Annotated in this window: 20 protein-coding genes and 4 tRNA genes; 20 read left to right on the plus strand and 4 right to left on the minus strand. The window is 50.3% G+C overall.

Annotation, left to right across the window (positions count from 1 at the left end):
* Position 1 precedes the first annotated feature (1 nt).
* Positions 2–361: a hypothetical protein gene (locus PRIO_RS07015; RefSeq protein WP_020426224.1), complete on the minus strand. Its 360-nt coding sequence runs from the start codon at positions 359–361 to the stop codon at positions 2–4.
* Positions 362–481: 120 nt separating this feature from the next.
* Here PRIO_RS07015 and PRIO_RS07020 point away from each other — a divergent pair, with 120 nt between their 5' ends.
* Positions 482–967, plus strand: a complete 486-nt coding sequence (locus tag PRIO_RS07020; protein WP_020426223.1) for a SprT family protein — start codon at positions 482–484, stop codon at positions 965–967.
* 8 nt (positions 968–975) lie between these two features.
* Here PRIO_RS07020 and PRIO_RS07025 read toward each other — a convergent pair whose 3' ends face one another.
* Positions 976–1629, minus strand: coding sequence for a pentapeptide repeat-containing protein (locus tag PRIO_RS07025; protein WP_020426222.1), 654 nt, complete (start codon positions 1627–1629; stop codon positions 976–978).
* A 32-nt stretch (positions 1630–1661) separates the two neighbouring features.
* Complete coding sequence (locus PRIO_RS07030) at positions 1662–2090, minus strand: Lrp/AsnC family transcriptional regulator (protein WP_039785553.1); 429 nt, start codon at positions 2088–2090, stop codon at positions 1662–1664.
* A 131-nt stretch (positions 2091–2221) separates the two neighbouring features.
* Between PRIO_RS07030 and PRIO_RS07035 the strand changes: the two genes are divergently transcribed.
* From PRIO_RS07035 to PRIO_RS07090, 12 genes are all read left to right on the plus strand, one after another.
* Positions 2222–2974, plus strand: coding sequence for an MBL fold metallo-hydrolase (locus PRIO_RS07035; protein ID WP_039785559.1), 753 nt, complete (start codon positions 2222–2224; stop codon positions 2972–2974).
* A 104-nt stretch (positions 2975–3078) separates the two neighbouring features.
* A tRNA-Asn gene (locus PRIO_RS07040) sits at positions 3079–3154 on the plus strand.
* Between the two features lie 7 nt (positions 3155–3161).
* Positions 3162–3250: transfer RNA gene (locus PRIO_RS07045), tRNA-Ser, on the plus strand.
* Between the two features lie 1172 nt (positions 3251–4422).
* A complete protein-coding gene (locus tag PRIO_RS07050) occupies positions 4423–5328 on the plus strand; it encodes a branched-chain amino acid ABC transporter permease (protein ID WP_020426219.1) in 906 nt (301 codons plus the stop codon).
* Between the two features lie 12 nt (positions 5329–5340).
* Positions 5341–6309, plus strand: coding sequence for a branched-chain amino acid ABC transporter permease (locus PRIO_RS07055; protein ID WP_020426218.1), 969 nt, complete (start codon positions 5341–5343; stop codon positions 6307–6309).
* Positions 6278–7060 carry an ABC transporter ATP-binding protein gene (locus tag PRIO_RS07060; RefSeq protein WP_020426217.1) on the plus strand — a complete coding sequence of 261 codons (783 nt, stop codon included), beginning with the start codon at positions 6278–6280 and terminating at the stop codon, positions 7058–7060. The genes PRIO_RS07055 and PRIO_RS07060 overlap by 32 nt, the downstream gene beginning before the upstream one ends.
* Positions 7061–7065: 5 nt before the next feature.
* Positions 7066–7767, plus strand: a complete 702-nt coding sequence (locus PRIO_RS07065; RefSeq protein WP_020426216.1) for an ABC transporter ATP-binding protein — start codon at positions 7066–7068, stop codon at positions 7765–7767.
* 77 nt (positions 7768–7844) lie between these two features.
* Positions 7845–9044 carry an ABC transporter substrate-binding protein gene (locus tag PRIO_RS07070; protein ID WP_020426215.1) on the plus strand — a complete coding sequence of 400 codons (1200 nt, stop codon included), beginning with the start codon at positions 7845–7847 and terminating at the stop codon, positions 9042–9044.
* 273 nt (positions 9045–9317) lie between these two features.
* Positions 9318–9392: transfer RNA gene (locus PRIO_RS07075), tRNA-Glu, on the plus strand.
* A gap of 166 nt (positions 9393–9558) precedes the next feature.
* Positions 9559–9641: transfer RNA gene (locus PRIO_RS07080), tRNA-Leu, on the plus strand.
* A gap of 371 nt (positions 9642–10012) precedes the next feature.
* The gene (locus PRIO_RS36610) at positions 10013–10186 is read left to right on the plus strand and encodes an FAD-dependent oxidoreductase (RefSeq protein ID WP_231869829.1); all 174 of its coding nucleotides are present in this window, start codon (positions 10013–10015) and stop codon (positions 10184–10186) included.
* 239 nt (positions 10187–10425) lie between these two features.
* Positions 10426–12261 carry an FAD-dependent oxidoreductase gene (locus PRIO_RS07090; protein ID WP_020428374.1) on the plus strand — a complete coding sequence of 612 codons (1836 nt, stop codon included), beginning with the start codon at positions 10426–10428 and terminating at the stop codon, positions 12259–12261.
* Positions 12262–12347: 86 nt separating this feature from the next.
* On the opposite strand, the gene PRIO_RS07095 is transcribed toward PRIO_RS07090, so the two are convergent.
* Positions 12348–12677: an FAD-dependent oxidoreductase gene (locus PRIO_RS07095; protein WP_231869830.1), complete on the minus strand. Its 330-nt coding sequence runs from the start codon at positions 12675–12677 to the stop codon at positions 12348–12350.
* A gap of 401 nt (positions 12678–13078) precedes the next feature.
* Here PRIO_RS07095 and PRIO_RS07100 point away from each other — a divergent pair, with 401 nt between their 5' ends.
* From PRIO_RS07100 to PRIO_RS07130, 7 genes are all read left to right on the plus strand, one after another.
* A complete protein-coding gene (locus tag PRIO_RS07100; RefSeq protein WP_020428372.1) occupies positions 13079–14455 on the plus strand; it encodes an FAD-dependent oxidoreductase in 1377 nt (458 codons plus the stop codon).
* A complete protein-coding gene (locus tag PRIO_RS07105) occupies positions 14445–15380 on the plus strand; it encodes a carbohydrate ABC transporter permease (protein ID WP_046501643.1) in 936 nt (311 codons plus the stop codon). The genes PRIO_RS07100 and PRIO_RS07105 overlap by 11 nt, the downstream gene beginning before the upstream one ends.
* Positions 15381–15404: 24 nt before the next feature.
* Positions 15405–16241: a carbohydrate ABC transporter permease gene (locus PRIO_RS07110; protein WP_020428369.1), complete on the plus strand. Its 837-nt coding sequence runs from the start codon at positions 15405–15407 to the stop codon at positions 16239–16241.
* 137 nt (positions 16242–16378) lie between these two features.
* The gene (locus PRIO_RS07115; RefSeq protein WP_020428368.1) at positions 16379–17725 is read left to right on the plus strand and encodes an ABC transporter substrate-binding protein; all 1347 of its coding nucleotides are present in this window, start codon (positions 16379–16381) and stop codon (positions 17723–17725) included.
* 80 nt (positions 17726–17805) lie between these two features.
* Positions 17806–19557, plus strand: coding sequence for a sensor histidine kinase (locus tag PRIO_RS33745; protein WP_167345590.1), 1752 nt, complete (start codon positions 17806–17808; stop codon positions 19555–19557).
* Positions 19532–21136: a response regulator transcription factor gene (locus PRIO_RS07125; RefSeq protein ID WP_020428366.1), complete on the plus strand. Its 1605-nt coding sequence runs from the start codon at positions 19532–19534 to the stop codon at positions 21134–21136. Before PRIO_RS33745 ends, PRIO_RS07125 begins: the two co-directional genes overlap by 26 nt.
* A 144-nt stretch (positions 21137–21280) precedes the next feature.
* Complete coding sequence (locus tag PRIO_RS07130) at positions 21281–21886, plus strand: hypothetical protein (RefSeq protein ID WP_020428365.1); 606 nt, start codon at positions 21281–21283, stop codon at positions 21884–21886.
* Positions 21887–21899 lie beyond the last annotated feature (13 nt).

The following is a 21899-nucleotide window of genomic DNA, read 5'->3' on the forward strand; positions in this document are numbered from 1 at the left end:
CCTAGTGCACGCCTTCTTCTTCCTCTTCGTACCACTGCTCCAGCTGGGCTTGTAGCGCACGGATCTCCGTCAACAATGAAATGAGGGGATAATTGCTCTCCTGAATGGAGGAAAAAGCACTCTCCAGCCGGTTAATATAGGCCAATCCGGATTCCAGTGAATGCTCCTCGCGCAGCAGCTCCAGAGAGTCACACTCGGCAATGGCGAGCGGCAGATCCGGAACATTGTCCGCTGTCAGCTTGTCGATCTCTTTATTGAGGCGCAGATTGAGTGCGCTGAGCTGATAAGCATATTCCTCCGGCATCTCCACAAATTGCAATTCCTGATGCTGCTGCAAAATTACATATCGCATCTTTGGCATAAGTCATTCTCCCTCCGAACTTGTCTTCCTTCTTGACAGTGTAGCCTATGCACAAGTTACAATTCAAGTAGAGAGCGTAAATTCCTGTGGAGAGGACTTGTGAGAGAAACGATGACTAGAATGAGCAATGAAGAGCTGCAGCAGTGGATCGAGCAGGTATCGCAGGACAGCTTTGGTGTCCCGTTCCGCCACAAGGCGAGCTTTAACAGCCGGCTGAGCACCACGGGAGGCAGATATTTTATCAAAAGCCATAACATTGAGATCAATCCTATGCAGCTGGAAATGTTCGGGCGTGAAGAGACAGAGCGGATCATCAAGCATGAGCTGTGCCATTACCACCTGCATCTCTCGAAGCGGGGATATATGCACCGGGACGCCGATTTCAAAAAACTGCTCGCCATGGTTGGCGGAAGCCGCTTTTGCCAGACCCTGCCGGGAGCGAAGGCGCGGAAGCCGCTGCCTTACCGGTACAAGCTCGTCTGCACCGCATGTGCCACGGAATACCCGCGCAAGCGTAAGGCTGATCCGAAGCGCTACCGCTGCGGCAACTGTGCAGGCAAGCTTAAGCTGGTCGCACTGGAAGAATCCCGAGGAAAAGCTAAATAGCCGCTATTTTAGAGCTCGGTGTCGGTCTTGATGACCAATCCGAGCAGACCGGCGAAGGAAGCCGCCTGTTCTGCGGAGATGATACAGCCTGCGAGATCTTCGATATCGACATGCAGACCGGTGAAGCTGCAATCGCTGAGGTCGATTTCTTTTAGCCTGCAGCCCGCAAAGGTGGCCTGATCGATATCGCATTCCGAGAATCCGATGTGAGTCAGCTCCGCCTGATAATAATCGCTGCTGACCAGCCGGCAGTTCGTAAAAACCGTCCCTTTGAATTTTCCAAAGCGGAAACTGGCGAAATCCCCGATACAATCCACTATCCGTACATTTTGAAATCGGCCTCTGCTGAAGTCTGTGCCAATCAATTTACAATTCCGAAATTCTGTCCGGTGCACAAAAGCGTCACTGAAATTCACATTCGACAGATCACAATTTTCAAAGATCACATCCGTCAGCTCAATGGCATGAAGTGTGGACTCGGTAACCGTCACATTCCGGAAAATCACTTTGTCGAACGATACCCTGTCCGCTTCCTGATATTCAATCAGGCTGTCGCTGATCAGGCAGTGGCTGATTTCTTCCTTCGATTGGAGTGTATGGATCTGCTGTGGCAGCAAAGCATTTTCTTCAGTGATTTTGGGCGGATCGATTTTGTTGCTCATATTGGCCTCCATGTCATTGTAATTTGCCCGTTTTATTTGAGCTGGCCCATGCCGAGATTGACCCGGTAATTGCCGAACTCCAGCAGCTGGTCCAGGAAAGTGGCGAGCTCATCATGATCTTTGGCGTATACACGCATCCAGTAACAGCCCTCACCGCTGACCCGGTGCAGCTCGGCCACACTTCCATGCTCCAGGGCAAATTTTTGAAAAAGCGGATGCGCTTTGTTGGAGCTGAGGAACACGGTAATCAAAGCGTGAATGTTCTGCCCGAGCTTTTGCGGATTCCAGCGTACCGTATAGCCCTCGATAATCTCCAGCTCCCGCATTCTGCGGATTCGCGCGCCTACAGCCTGCCCTGTCATGTGTATTTTCTCCCCAATTTCCTTATGGCTCAACCGGGAATCTTCTATTATATAGTGTAGGATTCTGTAGTCTATATCATCTATTGCGTAGTTTTCCATTTTATCGCGAAATCCTTTCCGGGTGAAAGCAAAAATGATGAATCTCTTTCGCCGCACAATGTATTTTGAACGAAGCAGCTCTTATACTTAGATTGTAGCAGAAGACAGGATAGATGAAAGAGGTGTTTATATTGAAAATTCAGCTCATCCGCAACGCGGCCCTATGGCTGGAATACGGCGGTATAACTTTTCTGGTAGATCCCATGCTCAGCGAACAAGAGGCGAATCCGCCCATTCCGAATTCTCCCAATGCACGAAGAAATCCGCTGGTGCCCTTGCCGGGGCCTGTTCAGCAATGGCTCGCACCTGACGCTGTACTCGTTACGCATTTGCATCAGGATCATTGGGATGAAGCGGCAGTGTCTCTTTTGCCCCATGAACTTCCCGTGTTATGCCAGGACGGAGACGAAGGGACTTTATCGGCACAGGGCTTTGGGCATGTATCTGTGGTTGAGGACCATGCGGCGAAGAACTTCCGGGGGGTGACTTTGAAGCGGACCGGCGGCCGGCATGGCACAGGAGAAATCGGGGAGCTTATGGGCAAGGTGTCAGGTTTTGTGTTCCGAGCCGAAGGCGAGCCGGTCTTGTATGTGGCCGGTGACACGATTTGGTGCGATGAAGTGAAAGTAGCCCTGGATGAACACAAGCCGGAGGTCATCATCGTTAATGCCGGGGGAGCACAATTCCTGACCGGAGGCCATATTACCATGAATGAGCAGGACATTATAGAGCTGTGCCGCTATGCGCCGGAAGCATCAGTGATTGCTGTGCACATGGAAGCCATCAACCATTGCCTGGTTACCCGTGAACAGCTTGCCGCCCGGCTGGAGCAGGAGGGATTGCTGGGGCGTGTCAAGATTCCGGCGGACGGGGAATGGTGTTGAACAGGGCATTGGCCAGGGGAGACTGAAAACGATCTCAAAAATATTGAGTTATGCTTGACTAGACCACAAAATCATGATAAATTATTTCTTGTTCATGTTAATGTTCCCTGATAGCTCAGTTGGTAGAGCACTCGACTGTTAATCGAGTTGTCACAGGTTCGAGTCCTGTTCGGGGAGCCATTTTCTTGGAGAGATACCCAAGTGGCTATAAGGGGACCCTCTGCTAAGGGGTTAGACTGCGTAAGCGGTGCGAGGGTTCGAATCCCTCTCTCTCCGTTGTGAAGTACTTCCCTGTTAGGGATGAGAACCCTGGGTGGTTCGTTGGAGCATAAGCCTCGTTAGGATTGCATCGCAATCTCGCATAAATGATTTCATACAAAAAGAGCTTCCGGCGGAGGTTCTTTTTTTTGTTGTCCGGGAAACTGAACTATACGTAAAATGTGGATTACTTGAACGCTTCAGATGATAAACTGTAGGCGGTGCGGAGGCGAATTAGACCATTCTGCTAAGTGAAGCGGACTGAGATGGCGATATTTTGCGAAAAAGGTTAGAGAGGAAATCAGGCGTGGGGAGTTGCAGGATGATAATGGTGACAAGAAGAAGTTGAGCATGCGCTAGTTGGAAAAAGTGAACTTATTTCTCTCCAAAATCCAACAATTATTAGGTTTAAGTGGAAAAAGGAAACTTAATTGAGCAATATTACTCTGTCAGAGGCGGAATGAGCTAAATTAGTTAACCTTTTTCCACTTAACAGCGGAGCAGAGGGTGCCATGAGCCAATTAGTTAACCTTTTTCCACCTAACAGCGGGGCAGAGGGGGCACAAGCAATTTAGTGATCCTTTTTCCACCTGGAATTCGCAGAATTCATGGAGAGCTTTCCAGGCACCAGCTGACATCTAAAACGGCGCATCGTCCAGTGAAGGTTGCCGCAGCCCGTTTGTTCTGCTTTCTAAGCTAAAAAGCTCCTCTCCGCCCTCCGCAAGTTTCCCTATAATCGAACAAAAAAATCTGCTGATGCAACCCATTACCCCTTTAATAAATTGAAGGATTGATGCTGTAAAGAGACAAATGTTATATTATTTGCGGAAAAATAAAGTATTGTATTAGAAAAGGAAACAAATTCAAAAAAATGACGTGCTTCAAAAACCTCCGTTTTTCTCCGTTTCTCTCGGTTATTATTCATTCTCGCTGAATTACCTCACTTGCAAATTACCGTCAAGGTCATATAACCTTACATAAAATTCTGAAATTTGTATTACATTGCATTTTTGTTAGTGACTAGGATAGGGCTATGTGTTAATATAGGTGACATCAAAGAGCTGGGAAATGAAAAGCATGTAAAGAATGCGAAGCTGTAACGAATGTGAAGGTGCAAAGAATGCAAAGGTGCAGAGAATGCAAGGCAGAGAAAGGGGATTTAAAATGACTATGGGGAAAAGAGGATGGCGATGGAGTATTTCATTCAGCAATTAATTAACGGGATTTCCGTAGGCAGTATCTACGCTCTGATCGCCCTTGGTTACACTATGGTTTACGGTATTATCAAGCTGATCAATTTTGCACATGGGGATGTATTTATGGTGGGGTCGTTTATTGGACTGTATAGTGCCAAATATCTGACAGATGCAGGTTTTCCTCCGGTTGTCGTTCTGATTCTGTCGCTTGTCATCTCCATGACGATCAGTGCGCTGCTGGGCATAACGATTGAACGGTTGGCTTACAAGCCGCTGCGCAAATCCACACGGATTGCTGCACTGATTACAGCCATAGGTGTATCCTTTCTGCTTGAATATACCGGAGTGCTCATTCTCGGGCCGCAGGCTCAAGGCTTCCCGGACATTATGGACAAGAAACAGTTCACCCTCTTCGGATCATCTATCCAAGTGGAATCGAATCAGGTAATGATTCTTCTAACAACGATAATTCTTATGATTATTCTACAGTATATTGTCCGTTTCACCAAAACCGGCAAAGCCATGCGTGCGGTATCGTTTGATGTGGAGGCGGCGCGCTTGATGGGGATCAACGTAGATCGCACCATTTCGGCAACCTTTGCTATCGGTTCAGCGCTTGCTGCCGCAGCCGGGGTGATTTTCGGGATGACCTACAATTCTGTTGATCCTCTAATGGGTGTTATGCCTGGGCTTAAGGCTTTTGTTGCTGCTGTACTTGGTGGCATCGGAAGTATTCCGGGTGCGCTTGTAGGCGGGCTGCTGCTGGGGACGGTAGAGACGGAAATTTCCTCGCTCGGGTTTTCCTCCTGGCGTGACGGTGTAGCTTTTGCTGTATTGATTCTGATCCTTATCTTCAAACCATCCGGGCTGTTTGGCAAAAATGTCCGGGAGAAAGTGTAGGAGGGGATTGGCGTGAAGAAGCTGAATACAAATTTCTGGGTAGGCATTATTGTTGCCCTGGCCTTTTACGGAATCGTTCAAGTTCTTTTAACAACGGGAATCTTTAGTGATGTAACGAGATCTATGCTGCTGCTGATTGGTGTGAACATCATGCTGGCGGTATCGCTTAATCTGATTACCGGGATTACCGGACAGTTTTCCATCGGTCATGCAGGCTTTATGTCGGTAGGAGCGTATACCTCGGCTATCCTGACGCTGGATTATAACGTTCCCTTCATTCCGGCCATCCTTGCCGGAGGTGTGCTGGCGGCTGTGTTTGGCGTATTGATCGGCATGCCGACACTCCGCCTGAACGGTGACTATCTGGCTATTGCTACCCTTGGCTTCGGTGAAATTATCCGCATCATCATGCTCAACACGGAATATGTCGGCGGAGCTTCAGGACTGAGCGGGATTCCGGCCAAAACCACATGGACCATGCTGTTCCTGTTCACCCTGATTACAGTGGTAGTGATCAACAACTTCATCGGATCTACACACGGCCGCGCTTGTATCGCCATCCGTGAGAATGAGATTGCCGCAGAGGCAATGGGGATCAACACCACCCGTTACAAAATCATCGCTTTTACCATCGGTGCCTTGTTTGCCGGTATGGCCGGCGGGTTGTCAGCCCATACGTTCTATGTTATTACTCCGGGCAGCTTCAACTTCCTGAAGTCGTTCGAAATCATCGTAATGGTTGTACTCGGTGGACTTGGCAGCACAGCCGGTTCCATCGTCGGAGCGGTTTTCGTTACTCTGCTCTATACTTACTTACGCGAATTTCCGGAATGGCGGATGATTATCTATTCAATCGTTCTGATCCTGATGATGATCTTCCGTCCAAGCGGCCTGCTTGGCAAAACCAAATTTTCTCTGGGCAAGCTCGGCAAAAAGGAGGCCAAGGCAAATGACGCAATCAGCGAAAGCAGTGCTTCTTGAGGTTAAAGAGGCCAGCCGTTCTTTTGGCGGACTTAAAGCCCTTAGCGAAGTTTCCCTTTATATCGGCAAAGGCGAGCTTATCGGTCTGATCGGACCCAACGGTGCAGGCAAAACAACACTGTTTAACCTGCTGACCGGGGTTTATCCGCCCTCTACAGGCAGCATCATCCTTAACAATGAATCGATCGGCGGCATGAAGCCCTACAAGATTAACCATAAAGGGGCGGCGCGCACTTTTCAGAACATCCGGCTGTTTACATCCATGACCGTGCTGGAAAATGTGAAAATCGCCTTCCACCAGCATGCCAGGCATTCCCTGTTCACCTCGATGCTCCGGCTGCCGAAGCATTTCAAGGGAGAGGATGAAATCACGCAGAAGGCTATGGATATTCTGAAAATATTTAATCTCGCCGGTCAATGCGGTGAGGTTGCCAGCAATCTCAGCTACGGGAACCAGCGGCGTCTTGAAATTGCGCGGGCTCTGGCCGCAGGGCCGAAGCTGCTGCTCCTGGATGAACCGGCAGCGGGTATGAACCCGAATGAAACCCGTGATCTGATGAATCTGATTGCCTGGATCCGCAAGGAATTCGATCTTACGATTCTCCTGATTGAACACGATATGTCTCTTGTTATGGGTGTGTGCGACCGGATCTATGTGCTGGACCGCGGCATGCTGATTGCGAATGGCACACCCTCGGAGATCCGGAGCAATCCGAAGGTCATCGAAGCGTATTTGGGACAGGAGGCGTAAGGGGGATGCTCAAAGTACAAGGAATCAACGTTTATTATGGAGCGATCCACGCTCTGAAAGACCTTAGCATTGAAGTGAAGCAAGGGGAGATTGTGACCTTAATCGGTGCCAACGGCGCCGGCAAGTCGACACTGCTCAAAACACTATCCGGCCTGCTGAAGCCAAAGACAGGCAGCATTGAGTTTCTCGATAAATCCATTACGAACCAGAGTGTCCAGTCGATTGTGAAGCAGGGATTGATTCATTGCCCGGAAGGGCGGCGCGTATTTGCCAATATGTCGGTAGAAGAAAATCTTGAGCTTGGCGCTTATTTGCAGAATCCGTCCAGTCTGGCGGCTGATTTTGAGAGGGTCTACAAGACTTTCCCGAGACTTCTGGAACGCAAGAAACAGCAGGCCGGAACGCTGTCCGGCGGCGAGCAACAAATGCTTGCTATGGGCCGTGCGCTTATGGGGCACCCCAAGCTGCTGCTGCTGGATGAACCGTCCATGGGGCTTGCTCCGCTTCTCGTGCAGGATATTTTTAAAATCGTCAAAGAAGTGAACGCTGCCGGCACAACCGTGCTGCTAGTAGAGCAGAATGCGCATCAGGCCCTCAAAATCGCCCACCGCGCTTATGTGCTGGAAACCGGCAGAGTCGTGCTGGAAGGCGACGCCAAGGAACTGGCGGATTCCGAAGAGATTAAAATGGCTTACCTCGGGCACTAGGTCCGGGCTGACCTGACATGCGGCATCATGGAAACAACATATAAAAAATTCAATTATTCGGGAGGCTGAGAGAAACAATGAAGAAAATTGGGGCCATTATTTTGTCGGCAGTACTGACAGCAGTATTAGCTTCGGGCTGCGGCAACAACAACACAGAGAACAGCGGCAACTCTGCAAGCGGCGGGAACACTACCGGGGACACAATCAAAATCGGTGCTGACCTTGAGCTCACAGGCGGCCAGGCTTCTTTCGGCGACTCCGCATCAAAGGGCGCGAAGCTGGCTGTCCAGCAGATTAACGACGCAGGCGGTATTCTTGGCAAGAAGCTCGAACTGGTTGTAGCCGATAATGCCTCGAAATCTGAGGAAGCTACACAGGTAGCGCAAAAATTGATCACAACGGATAAGGTCGTTACCATTATTGGCGCTTCCACATCAACCAACACCCTGGGCATCGTTCCAGTAGCAACCGAAAAAGAAATCCCGCTCGTCTCAGTAGGTGCCACCAACCCTAAGGTTACTGTTGACGAACGCACGAGCAAAGTGAACGACTGGGTATTCCGCGCTGCCTTCATTGATCCATTCCAGGGCCAGGTCATGGCTAACTTTGCCGTTGATTCCCTGAAAGCCAAAACGGCGGTCATCTACACAGATACGTCGAGTGACTATTCGAAGGGATTGCAGAAGTTTTTCGAAGAAACTTTCAAATCCAAAGGCGGAGAAGTGCTGAGCCAAGAGTCCTACCAGCAGAAGGATTCCGACTTCAAAGCCGTACTGACCCGTATCAAAGCCGCCAACCCGGATGTGATTTACCTCCCAGGCTACTATGAAGAAGTAGGTAAAATCCTGAAACAGGCACGTGAAATGGGCATCACTGCCCCCTTCCTGGGCGGAGACGGCTGGGATTCGCCGCAGCTGGCTGAAATCGCCGGTGCAGATGCCCTGAACGACACGTACATGTCCAATCACTACTCGCCCGAAGATACAGCTACTGAAGTTACCAGCTTCGTAGATGCCTACAAAGCAGCTAACGGCGGGGCAGTACCTGACGGTATGGCCGCACTGGGTTATGATGCACTCAAGCTGGTTGCCGATGCAATCACTCGTGCCGGAGCCGCAGACCCTGCTAAGATCAAAGACGCTTTGGCAGCAACCAAAGACCTGCAGCTGGCTACCGGTAAAATTACGCTGAACGAGACACATGACCCGGTAAAAGCGGCTGTTGTGCTGAAGTTCGTTGACGGCAAGCAGACGTTCGAAACGAAGGTTAATCCTTAAGCTGACTTTGCGTGAGATTAAATAAATTTAACTGCTGAAAAGAAAGGCTCATTAAAGGGTCTTTCTTTTCGCATTCTAATACACTGCAGGCTTATACCCTCATCACATCAAGGAGGCGATGAAATGCCAGGCAGAGTGGACCGGAAATGACAGGGGACTGTATTTGCAAACGGATGCAGCTCCCTGCAATTTTATTAAAAAAACTTCTTGTCAAAAATCATTGTGTTTGATATACTCATTTTTGTTGTGACAAACACGTAAGTTATCAATCATGGCTCGTTGGTCAAGGGGTTAAGACACCTCCCTTTCACGGAGGTAACATGGGTTCGAATCCCATACGAGTCACCATTTCTTCTGCGAGTTCGGGATGAAAATCCATAGGGTTCGTTGAAGCATAGGCTGCGTTAGGAATACTTCGCAATCTCGTAACGGAGTGGAGAGTATCCCATACGAGTCACCATTTCTTCTGCGAGTTTGGGATGAGAATCCATAGGGTTCGTTGAAGCATTATTATGCGGTAGTGGTGGAATGGCAGACACGCTATCTTGAGGGGGTAGTGGGTGTATACCCGTGGAGGTTCGAGTCCTCTCTACCGCATACAGTTAATTAGCAAAAAGAACCTTGATCATCCAAGGTTCTTTTTGCTTTTTTTGTTTAAGCATAAAGGTCAGAATCATAAGTTCGGAGAGTGCAGGTCTGCTATTTGTATAATGAAGAAAAGATATAACAGTATTACGATCGTTATATTGCAGAGGCGGATATCAAAGTAATCGCTGCCGAAGGCTTCAACTCTATTAGACTTCCGATTAATGCACGGTTTCTATTAGATGATGAGGATGAGCCCCTTCGGGGAAAGAAGTTCATTTGGCATATGTCGACCGGATGATCAGCTGGTGCAGAGACCACAGATAATCATGGCTGGGAGAGCGATATCGACTGATAGAGCCACCCAAGGCTCTGCCCGGGTAATGCCGAATTGCTTCGCGATGGGTGAAGCCGCAGGTACGGCTGCAGCAATCCTGGCTGGGAAAGGTTCGTGCCAAACACGCAGTATCGATGTAACTACCCTGCAGAGCAGGCTTGTCCGTCAGGGCGCATGGTTAGGAGATGATATTAATGAGCGGTACCGGGAGGAAGGATAAACAATCAGTAGAAATAAACTGCACAGGGGGTATTTTCTTTTGATGACGGATGAAATGGGCCTGTAACCCTGGAAACGGATATTTTGGTGGCGGGGGAGGCGTTTATGCAATGAGTCAAAATAATGCACGTCAGCGGGTTGTAAAACTATACCGTACTTCACTAACCCCCTTGCTACAATAAGACCCATAGAAGAATTCTGTGCTGAGATTCAATTATAGACAGGGGGTATTTTCTTTTGATGACGGATAAAATGGGCCTGATAACATTGGAAACGGATATTTTGGTGGCCGGGGGAGGCGTTTCCGGGGTGTCGGCGGCGCTCGCGGCAGTCCGGAATGGAGCTAGGGTTGTGCTATGCCAGGATCGTCCTGTACTTGGGGGCAACGCTTCTTCAGAAATTCGGATGCACATTGTAGGTGCGGCCAACTCCAAACGAGGAAAAGCTCTGGAAACGGAGGCGCGGGAAGGCGGCATTCTGGAAGAGATCCTGCTGGAAAATGCCGTTCGAAATCCCCAGCGAAGCGCCTCCATGTTTGACTTGATCCTATACGAGAAGTGCAGAGCTGAGCCGAATTTGACGCTGCTGCTGAATACCACGGTCATTGACGTGGAAGTGGATAAGGGACGGATCGTTTCCGCTCTGGCGGTTCGAGAGAGCACGGAGCATCGGTTTCGCATTTCTGCAAAAGTGTACATGGATTGCACCGGGGACGGGCGGCTTGGTAAGGAAGCGGGCGCGCTATATAAGATCGGGCGCGAGGCAGCAAGCGAGTATGGTGAGACGCTCGCGAATGAGGACGCGGATTTGTATCGGCAAGGGTCGTCGCTCTTGTTCACCACCCGGGATATGGGCCGGCCCATGACCTTTACACCGCCCTCTTGGACGCGCAAATTCTCGGAGGAAGACCTGAAATTCCGTAACCATTCCACGTGGGAATATGGCTACTGGTGGGTGGAGTTCGGCGGGATGATGGACACGATAGCTGATAATGAGGCCATTCGAGATGAACTTCTGGCGATTATGCTGGGTGTCTGGGATCATATCAAGAATAGCGGCAATCATCCTGAGTCGGAGAATTGGGCTTTGGACTGGTTCGGATTTGTTCCGGGAAAAAGAGAGTCGCGCCGCTTTATCGGAAAATACCTGCTGACCCAGACGGATATTGAGCAAGCGACACACTTCGATGACGTGATTGCCTACGGAGGGTGGCCAATGGATACGCATCCGCCTCAGGGTATTGATGCCACCGAGCTGAACCCAGCCCATCAGCCGTTTAGCCGGTATGTGTACGGCATTCCGCTCAAGGCGCTGATCAGCGCTAATGTGGAAAACTTAATGTTCGCAGGACGTAACATATCGGCAACACATATCGCCTTCTCCAGCACGCGGGTAATGGGAACCTGCGCCGCCATGGGACAAGGCGCAGGAACGGCAGCCGCGTTGGCCGTTCAATCCGGATTAACGCTGGATGACGCCCTCCATGATATAGAGTTCATCCAGCAGGTTCAGCACAAGCTGTTGAAACAGGACGCCTATTTACCAGGCATCACGCCGGCTAGAGATAATTTGGCATCAAGCGCGATTGTCCGCGCCTCTTCGGAACAGCAGGAAGGCAAGGCCGCCTACATCACCGATGGTTATACCCGGGCGATGCATGGAGTGGGCGGCGCCAGACCAGAGCTGGCCGTACCCGGAACGCACCGCTGGATGTCCCAGACGGGCGACCCTGCGCCATGGATTGAGCTAGAGTGGATAACGCCGGTGTCCATTGGCAAGATCGAGATCGTATTTGATACGGGAATGCACCGCAGACTGACTCTGACCCATTCGGACGAAGTATTGAAAATGATGGAGTGGGGTCCCCAGCCGGAGACGGTTAAGGATTTTCGGGTGACGGCGTTTTTCGCCAATCCAGAGATTCCAGCCCATCAAGTAGTATCAATTCAGGATAACTACCAGCGGCAAATCGCTTGCCAGGTGAACCTGGAGCATATCGTGAAGCTGCGCGTGGATATCGCCAACACCAACGGACTGGACCATGCCCGCATATTTGAGATCCGCTGTTACGAATAAACGCTATAAGAATAAGTTAGATCTGCCATACGGCGAAACCAGAAATGCAGGGAGTACTCTCCCTGCATTTCTGGTTAGAGACGACCTCAGAGTCTGGGATGAAGAATCTGATTCACTTGCAGCAAACGTTCCTTCAGCTTTTTGTACTCTACCTCTTGCACAGTCACTTGGTCTGACATGGATATGGACGCTGCAACAGCCGCAGATTGTCCGAGGACCATAAAGACAGATTCCATTCGGATCGAACCGAATGCAATATGGGAGGAAGAAAGACATACTGGAACTAACAGGTTTGTGCACTCCTCACCTTTTGGAATGATAGAATGGTATGAAATCGGATACGGCGAGGCTGCATCAACCTCCACGTTTCCTTCATTCACACACCGCCCATCCACAACGATCCCCCACGCTGACATTTCCTTCCGGACATGTTGTGGCACTCGCTCATCATTGGACAGGAAATAGAGCATGCCTAGATTGTAATTCAGATTAAACTGGAATTCCGCACTCTTCCAACCTCTTTTTAAAAATCAGCTCGTCAACGTGAGGTTCAAAGGTCCACTCGGCCGTATCCTTGCCGTAGCAACTTATTTCAACACCCTATTTAAGAAGCACACCAGTGTGACCCCAAGGCAGTACCGGATCACACGGTAATTTTCCTATACAAATTTATGGCTCAATTGCTCTGAGTCAAAATATTGCACATCAAGGAGTCGGAAGGTTATACCGTAATTCCAAAAGCCTCTTGCTACAATAAGCTCATAGACGAACGGCAGGCCGATAGGCAAGCTTCGGCTGCCGGGAAAGAGAGGATCATATGGATAGATATACGTTGAAAAGCAAGGAAATCCCGCTCAATTCTTCTTTTGATGTCATCGTAGTCGGAGGAGGCCCGGCGGGCTGTACTGCGGCGGCTGCGGCGGCCCGGGAAGGCGCGAGCACGCTATTGATTGAAGCGACCGGAAGTCTTGGCGGAATGGGAACCTCGGGTTTGGTTCCGGCCTGGTGCCCGTTCTCCGATAAGCAAAAGATGATCTACCGTGGTCTTGCCGCCAAGGTATTCGATACCCTGAAGGGGCAAATGCCGCATGTGCATGCAGATGCGCTGGACTGGGTTCCGATCGAGCCGGAGAAGCTGAAACGGGTCTATGACGATCTGGTGACAGAAGCCGGCGCCAGTGTGTTGTTTCTGACAACGCTTGCCGATGTGGAAAGAGATGAGGACGGCAATGTGACAGCAATCGTGGTGCTGAACAAGGGTGGACTGCAGGCGTTTCGCGCGAAGGTCTATGTCGACTGCACTGGAGATGGTGATGTTGCCGCATGGGCGGGGGCGGAGTACCAGAAAGGGGACGCGGTAACCGGAGAACTGCAGCCGGCTACACATTGCTTCATTCTTGGCAACGTGGATGATTACGCCTATTTGAACGGGCAAAATCTGCACGCAGAGAATCCCCTGAGCCCGATTCATGAGGCCTACCAGTCAGGAGCCTATCCTGGCATTCCGGACACGCACCTGTGCAATAACCTGGTTGCACCTCGCTCTGTGGGCTTCAATGCCGGCCATCTGTGGGGCGTCGATAACACGGATACGTTTACTGTTTCGAATGCGATGATCGAGGGCCGCAGGATGGCGGCAGCATACCGCGATATGCTAGCGGCTGTTCAGCCTTCCGCGTTCGGAAACGCCTTCGTGATGAGCACAGGCACGCTGATAGGCACCCGCGAATCGCGGCGGATCATCGGCGACTATATACTGACAGCGGAGGATTATATCGGACGAAAAAGCTTCGAGGACGAGATTTGCCGCAACAGCTATTTCCTGGATATTCACGGTAATCAGGAGGAACAGCAGAACGGTACAGGCTCCAGTCTTTCGATCACGTTGTATGGCCCGGGTGAATCGCATGGCATTCCGTACCGCTGCCTTACGCCGCGGGGGTTGCGCAATGTATTGGTAGCCGGACGCAGTATTTCATGCGACCGCCGGGTGCTGGGAAGTGTTCGGGTAATGCCAGTATGTCTGGCGATGGGGGAAGCGGCCGGACTGGCGGCGGCGCTGGCCTCAGGCCAGGCGGAGAATGATGTTCACGCCGTAGACGTTGCCTTGTTACGCAAACGGCTGAAGGAAGAAGGAGCCTACTTGCCGGATATCGAAGCGGAAGCCGTGGAGGTGGAAACGAGTGAGCAGTGAACCACTCATTGTAGAGAAGACGGTTCCGAAGAGAACGTACTGGACGCGCAAAAAGAGGGAGCAGTGGGCTGGATGGATTTTTATCGCGCCTGAGGTTTTCGGCTTGATTCTCCTCTCCGTGTTCCCATTGCTGTTCAGCCTCTTCCTGAGCTTTACCGAATGGAATCTGGTGGGCGGGCTGTCGGCAATCCATTTCATCGGGCTGGACAACTTCGTTAATCTATTTAAGGATAATCACTTTATCCTGGCACTGAAGAACAATGTGTTGTTTACAGTCGGCACGGTGCCGCTGACCATGCTGCTCGGCATCGTCCTGTCGGCGCTGATCCATAAGAAGCTGTACGGCAAGGCGTTTTTTAAAGTGGCGTTCTTTATCCCTTATATCTGTTCGACGGTAGCGATTGCAGCTGTGTGGCAGGCGTTGTATCATCCCTCCAAAGGCCCGCTGAACCAGATGCTGATGGAAATGGGGATCTCCAGCCCGCCTCATTGGCTGGTTGACACGAGCTACTCGCTGATTGCAATTATGATTATTTATATCTGGCAGGTTCTAGGATACCAGATGATTATTTTCCTGGCGGGAATGACGAATATCCCGGAAGAGCTGTATGAAGCGGCGACGATCGACGGGGCTACGGGCATCCAGCAGTTCCGGCGCATTACCGTGCCGCTGCTAGGTCCGACTACCTTTTTCCTGGCGATTACGAGCACGATTTCATCCTTCAAAGTGTTTGACATGATCAAGTTCCTGACGAATGGCGGCCCAAACTATTCAAGCACGGTTATTGTGTATCAGATCTATGAGGAAGGGTTCGAGCGCTTTAAGATGGGGTACGCCTCGGCCATGTCGTGGGTGCTCTTCCTGATTATCATGCTCGTAACGTCGATTACCTGGATTACGCAAAGCCGGAAAGTCCACTATTAGTCCCATGTGAAAGGAACCCATGCGATGTCACTCAAAAGAATAAAGACAAGCAACCTGATCCTGACCATTCTCTTCGCCTTACTGTCCGTCTTTTTCCTGCTGCCCCTGATCTGGATGCTGTCCGCCGCTGCAAAAACGGAACGGGATGTCTGGACGTTTCCAATCCAATGGATTCCAAAGGAGTGGAATCTGGTCAGCAATTTTAAAGAGGTGTGGATGGGCGACGTTTCTTTCGGCTTGTTCTATATGAACTCGATCAAGCTCGCGGTGATCTCTACGCTGGCCACAGTGATCATCTCGTCGATGGCTGGTTATGCCCTATCCAAGCTGGAATTCAAGGGCCGGGGAATCGTGTTCAGCCTGATGTTGGCGTTCATGATGATTCCGGAGCAGGCAACACTCGTCCCGCGCTATATTATGATCAAAGATTTCGGGCTGTACGACTCACACGCCGCACTGATTCTTATGGGGATGTTCTCGAGTTATTTTGCCTTCCTGCTGAAGCAGTTTATGGCAGGGATCCATAATGATCTGCTGGAAGCGGCAGAACTGGACGGCGCCGGATTCTTTCGCATTTACCGGAGCGTGATGCTTCCGCTATGCCAGCCGATTCTGGTGACGGTAGGGATTATCAAGTTCATCTGGACCTGGAACGATTACCAGGGTCCGCTGATCATGCTGAACTCGACGAAGCTGTATACGATTCCGCTTGGCATGCAGTTCTTTCAGGAGGAGTTCGGCACGCGCATTTCGGTTATGATGATGGCTTCCGTTGCAGCAATTATTCCGTTGCTCGTGCTGTTCCTGGCGTTGCAGAAGCAAGTCATTGAGGGGATCGCTATCGGCGGAGTCAAGGGGTAAGCCGGCTTTGTCGGCACTTCCAAAGGACCAGCTAAGGTCAAAATTGTCTACGCGCATACCGCAATTCTGTACACGGTAGGCGCGTAGATGAGATAGTATAATGAGTCTGCAGCAACCATTATAAGGGGGAATTGATTTTGAAGAAAACATCATTATTGCTGATCTGTATGTTAATGATGCTCACTGTTACCGCTTGCGGAAGCAATAGCGGCAACAACAATGCATCTGCGACGAACGCGCCGACAAATGCTGAGCAGAAAGAGCAGTCCGCAGGCAAGGAGAAGATCAAATTCTACACATTTAAGGCGAACAAGCCGGATGAGCCAATCTATCAGGCCGTTCAAGCGTACAATGAGTCGCAGGAGAAGGTGGAAGTGGAATATGTCTCACTTGTGCAGAACAGCGATAGCACGGATTTCATGAAGAAGCTGGACATTCTGATCAGTGGCGGCGAAGTGGTCGATGTGTTCGCAACCGGCAATGAAGAAGAACTGCTTGAACGTGCTTCGCGCGGAGTTGTGGAACCGCTTAACTCATTCTTCGATAAGGAAGGCATAAAGCCTGAAGATGAATATAATAAAGTTATCAAACTGGACGACAAAATCTACGGACTTATGCCCAGTTCGACCCAATGGCTCACCGTATTCAACCGCGATCATTTGGAAAAGGCAGGCTTGAAGCTCCCTGAGATGGGCTGGACATGGGATGACTTCCGTAATTATGCCAAGAAGCTGACGATGGACGGACACTACGGAACCTACTTCCACACTTGGGGAGAATACGCTAACATCATCGCTTATACCGAACGTCCGAATCCGCAACTGGATGCCAATCTGAACCCGATCTTCGATGATCCTTCCTTTAAGTATTTCTTCGAACTCCGCCGGGCAATGGAGAAGGAGGACAAGAGTGTTGAACCGTATGCGGACGTGCTCGCTTCCAACTACCATGTACTGCAGCAGTTCTTTGCCGGAAACGCAAGCATGCTGGTTGTGCCAAGCTATGTAGTAAGAGCAGGCTTGAACCTGGAAAAATTTCCTCATGAATTCCAGATGGTGTACGCACCGGTACCGCGTTCGGTCGATTCGACAGAAGTTGGCATGACCAATATTTCAGGCGGTGGCATGGCGATCGGCGCCAAATCAGAGCATAAGCAAGCAGCGTACGACTTTGTAAGATGGATGACGAAAGAGTCTTCAAAGTATACGCACGAAATCCCTGCTTACAAAGGTGTCGACGGTACTGCACTGATCAATGAATTTTTTAAAGAAAATAAGAACCTGATCGATACTGAATCCTTGTCCGAAACATTGTTCGACTCACGCAACAAAGTTCCGAATACCTTCAGCGTGCCTTATGGCTCTGAATTGAAAACGATCGTCGAAAATAGCTTAGCCAGCTATATGCTTGATAACCGAAGTTTTGATGAAGTGAAGACCGAGATGACAGACGAAGTGAAAAAAGTCGTCGAAGCTAACAAATAGAAGATAATGTAAGGGCAATAGCGGCGGTAGGAGTTTATAATAAAAGTAAAATGGACACTCTGGACAAGGATGATTTCATCATGGAATGGTTAAGACTATTTTCTTTCCATCGTAAACTGCAGTTATCGTTCCTGATCCTTATACTTTTTCCTTTTATTGCTGTAACCATCTGGTCGTATTCTTCTGTGAAACAAAATGTAAGCGATAAGCTTGCCCGCTCGAACGAAGAGACACTTACGGTTATTGCGAATCAAATCGGGAAGACGATTGACACCATTTCTTTCGCTTCAGTTTATTTCTCACAACTGAATAATCCGGATATTCTGGAAAGCTTTCGGCATCTGAAGGATGCCGAAAGCTTTGCTGATTTTGAGACTTATGTCCATTATTCCCGGCTGAATTCCATGGCCGATATTTTGTCGATGCAGTCAATGGATGCCGACTTGAAGATGATGATCGTCAACAAGCAGAATCGAATTATTATAGGAGATAGTTACGCTGCCATATTCTCGGGGCTTTCGGAACGTTTTGTACGGGAAAGCCGCAAACTTGATGATAAGGAAACAACTTCACTGCAGTGGTTTCCTTCCGGTGAGGAAGGCGCCGCTCCTGACTATTATTACGCTTCCCGTTTTATCATCGACCCGAGCAACCATGAGAAGCTGGCGACGCTGTTCATCGGGATCCCGAAGTCGTATTTTCACAACTTGCTGGATACCGGGAACCCCGACATCATCTTCTCACTCGCCGACCGCTCAGGGGAGATTATCGCCGTTAAGGGCCGGAGCGAAACCTCCGCTTCAGGCGGCATGCTGGTTAGTAAAGTTTCTATTCCAAAGACCGGCTGGTTGCTTTCCGAGGAGATGCCCCGAAAACTTATCGACAGCCAAATTAACCGGGAATTCTTTGTGACGCTTTCAGTGGTGGGTTTATTTTTTTTGGCGTTTCTGATCCTTTCCATGCTCTGGGCGGGGCACATCAACAAGCCGATCAGCCTGCTGCGTTCCAGCGTCAAGCAGTATGTCGGCGGGAAGCGGGATGTCCGAATTCCGGTGAAGGGCAAAGACGAGGTCGCCGTTCTGTCTGCCGCGTTCAACCAGATGCTGGACGATATTAACGGGCTCCTACATCAGGTGGAGAGTGAGCAGGAGGAGAAGCGGCTTCTGGAGCTTCAGGCGTTGGCCGCACAGATCCGGCCGCATTTTCTGCTCAATACACTGAATTCGATCAAGGTTAGCTTGTTGCTGGTCGGAGATGAGCCGCATGGCACCATGATTGATGCGCTGATGAGGCTGCTTCGCGCATATGTCCATGTTGACGAGCCGCTTAAGCTGGCCGAAGAATGCAAGGTGCTAGGAAGCTATGTTCAGGTCATGCAAATCCGCAATCGCTTGAATATTGAGTTTAATTATGAGTTGGGTGAGGGGACAGAGTTGATTGAGCTGCCAAGGCTACTGCTGCAGCCGATCGTGGAAAATGCGATCTATCACGGATTTTCCTCCAGACCGGAGAATCCAGTCATTGAGCTGCGTACAGCCCTTCATTATCAGAAGCTTGAGATTACCATCAGCGACAATGGCAAGGGCATGCCAGAAGAAGCGATTGTGCGGCTGAACCGGCGGCTTCTTGGGGCAGAGGACGAGACTCCCCGGCAGCAGGATAAAGGCGTGGGATTGATTAACACGGCGCGGAGGCTGCAGGTGCTATTCGGATACCAGGCCCGTCTAACAGCGGCTTCCCGCGAGGGCGGCGGCATGAGTTTCACCCTATACATTCCGATGGTAAGCGGCAAGGAGGCGATTATTAATGATGACTGTAATGCTAATCGATGACGATGTTCCGATGCTGGAGTATGTGGCGCATTTGCTGGGTTCGCTTGATCTGGAACTGAAGCTTGTCGCTTCGGCTTCCAGCAGTGATCAAGCTCTGGTGGACTTCCACGAGATGCTGCCGGATCTCGTGGTCATCGATATCGGACTGCCAGGAATGAACGGGCTTGAGCTGGCAGAGGCATTTCGGATCACCAAACCGGAGGTCCGGCTTATCTTTCTGACTTGTTATGAGGATTTCCAATATTCCAAGCGGGCGTTCCAACTCGAAGCCGACGATTATCTAATCAAGGACGAACTATCACCCGATCAGCTTAAGGTCAGTCTGGGCAAGGCGGTAGACCGCTTCCGTACCCGGGAGGAACTGCTGGAGCGTTTTTCGTTCCGGCAGGCGATTGAACGTAATAAAGAGGTACTGCGGCAGAGCTTCCTGAAGCAATTGATCTCTCCGGGCAGTGATGCAGCCCATACTCTCTTATTGGGCGAACGTTTGGACATCTCATGGAAACTGCCCTATTTCCGTCAAGGCTTCATCCATATCGATGCCGCTTCCCTGACAGAGCGCTACAGCTACAGGGACATACCGCTGATTCATTTTGCTGTGAACAACATTGCTATGGAGTTATCTGCGGGGGCGGCGGCGATTACGCCGATCATGACCGAGGATATAGGGATCTATCTAATTTGGAATGTGTCCGAACCGGATGCTTCGTACCAGCCCATGATTGATTTCATGGAATCGGTCCGGGAAAAAGCAAAGCAATATTTGAAGATTAAGGTACTGGGGTTCTATTTGGCACAGACCGTATTGATGCAGCATATCGATACCGTATATAAAACGCTGAGCGATTGCCGGGACGACAGCTTCTACGGGAAAATTACAGCAGTTACCGCTGTGGAGCCCCGCGCTGTTTTTCAGCAAACGCCGGAACGGAGATGGGATCAGGAACGTACACGACTGTCACTGGCGCTCGAGGAGGGGAATGCCGCCTGGATCGATATGGCGGTAAATTCGTGGATTCAGTATGTCACCTCCGAGCGGCTTCTGCCCCGGCTGGTGAAGGAAATGTGCGGCGACCTTGTCCGTCAGATGGTGTTTGAATCGGGCGGAGTTGCCGAGAGCAGCTTTTTTATCTGGCTCAGCCAGGCCGTGCATATCGATGAAGCAGTTCGTTTGACCAAGCGGGAACTGCGTAATCTATGGCGACAGCATACGCTGGCTCCGACTTCTGCTCAGGGTAAGGATATCCGCCTGTTAGCGATCGATCAGTTTCTCGACGAGCATGTCGACCGGATGATCACCTCCTTGGAGATGGCGGAGCATCTGCATTTAAATGCCAGCTATTTCTCCAGATACTTCAAAAAGCTGGCGGGCGTTAATTTCACCGATTACGTCAACCAGTACAAAATTAATTTGGCGATTACAATGCTGAGCCGGCAGCACGAAACGGTGGAGAATGTGGCGTATACCCTCGGGTTCTCCGACCGGGCGTATTTTTCCAAAGTATTCAAGAAATACAGCGGCAAGAGCCCCAGTGAATACAAAAATCAGGTTTCCACTTGCTTCGAAACAGAGGAATAAAGTCGATATAAATTAGCAAACAGTGTTAAAGGAGGAAAACCATGAGTGAAATGTCGGTGAGCTTCAGCGCGAGCTGGTGAGGGAAGGCGCCTGGCTAGGCGAAGAGCTAGCCTCGGATTATAAGCTGCTAAGGAGTGATGTCAAGTGAAGAGAAGCAGCAAATTCGTTTTGCCCCTGCTTATTCTCGTCAGCCTACTTCTGACGAGTCTGGTGTCAGGTGCAGCAAGCCCAGTCGCCGGGGCAGCGGGCACCACATATTACGTGGATTCCGCCCTGGGTAATGACAACGCGGCGGGTAATAGCGAAACGTCGGCATGGAAGACGTTGACCAAGGTGAACACGGTAACCTTTAACCCCGGCGATCGCATTTTGCTTAAGGCTGGGGGAGTGTGGAGCAATCAGTATTTAGATCTTAAGGGCTCGGGTACCGAAGGAAGCCCGATTGTTGTAGATGGAAGCGGTTCCAAACCGTTGATCCATTTCGGGAATACTAGTGTAAACGGGGAGGGGTTTGGTGTTCGGCTGCGAAATGTATCTTATTGGGAAATCAATAACCTGGAGATTACGAGCGGCGAGCAGCTAACAGACATGAGAAGGCAAGGCGTCCTTGTAGTGGGTGAAGGAAGCGGTGCCGGTAACTTCAGGCATATCTACATCAAGAACCTCAACATCCATGATATTTTCGGCACGGACCGCCGGACGGGAGGCATCAATTTCCATTGGCCGGCGTCGTCTGAAGCGTCATCATGATGTTCTCGCAGCC

It is taken from the genome of Paenibacillus riograndensis SBR5 (genome assembly GCF_000981585.1).
Lineage (GTDB): Bacteria > Bacillota > Bacilli > Paenibacillales > Paenibacillaceae > Paenibacillus_AQ > Paenibacillus_AQ riograndensis.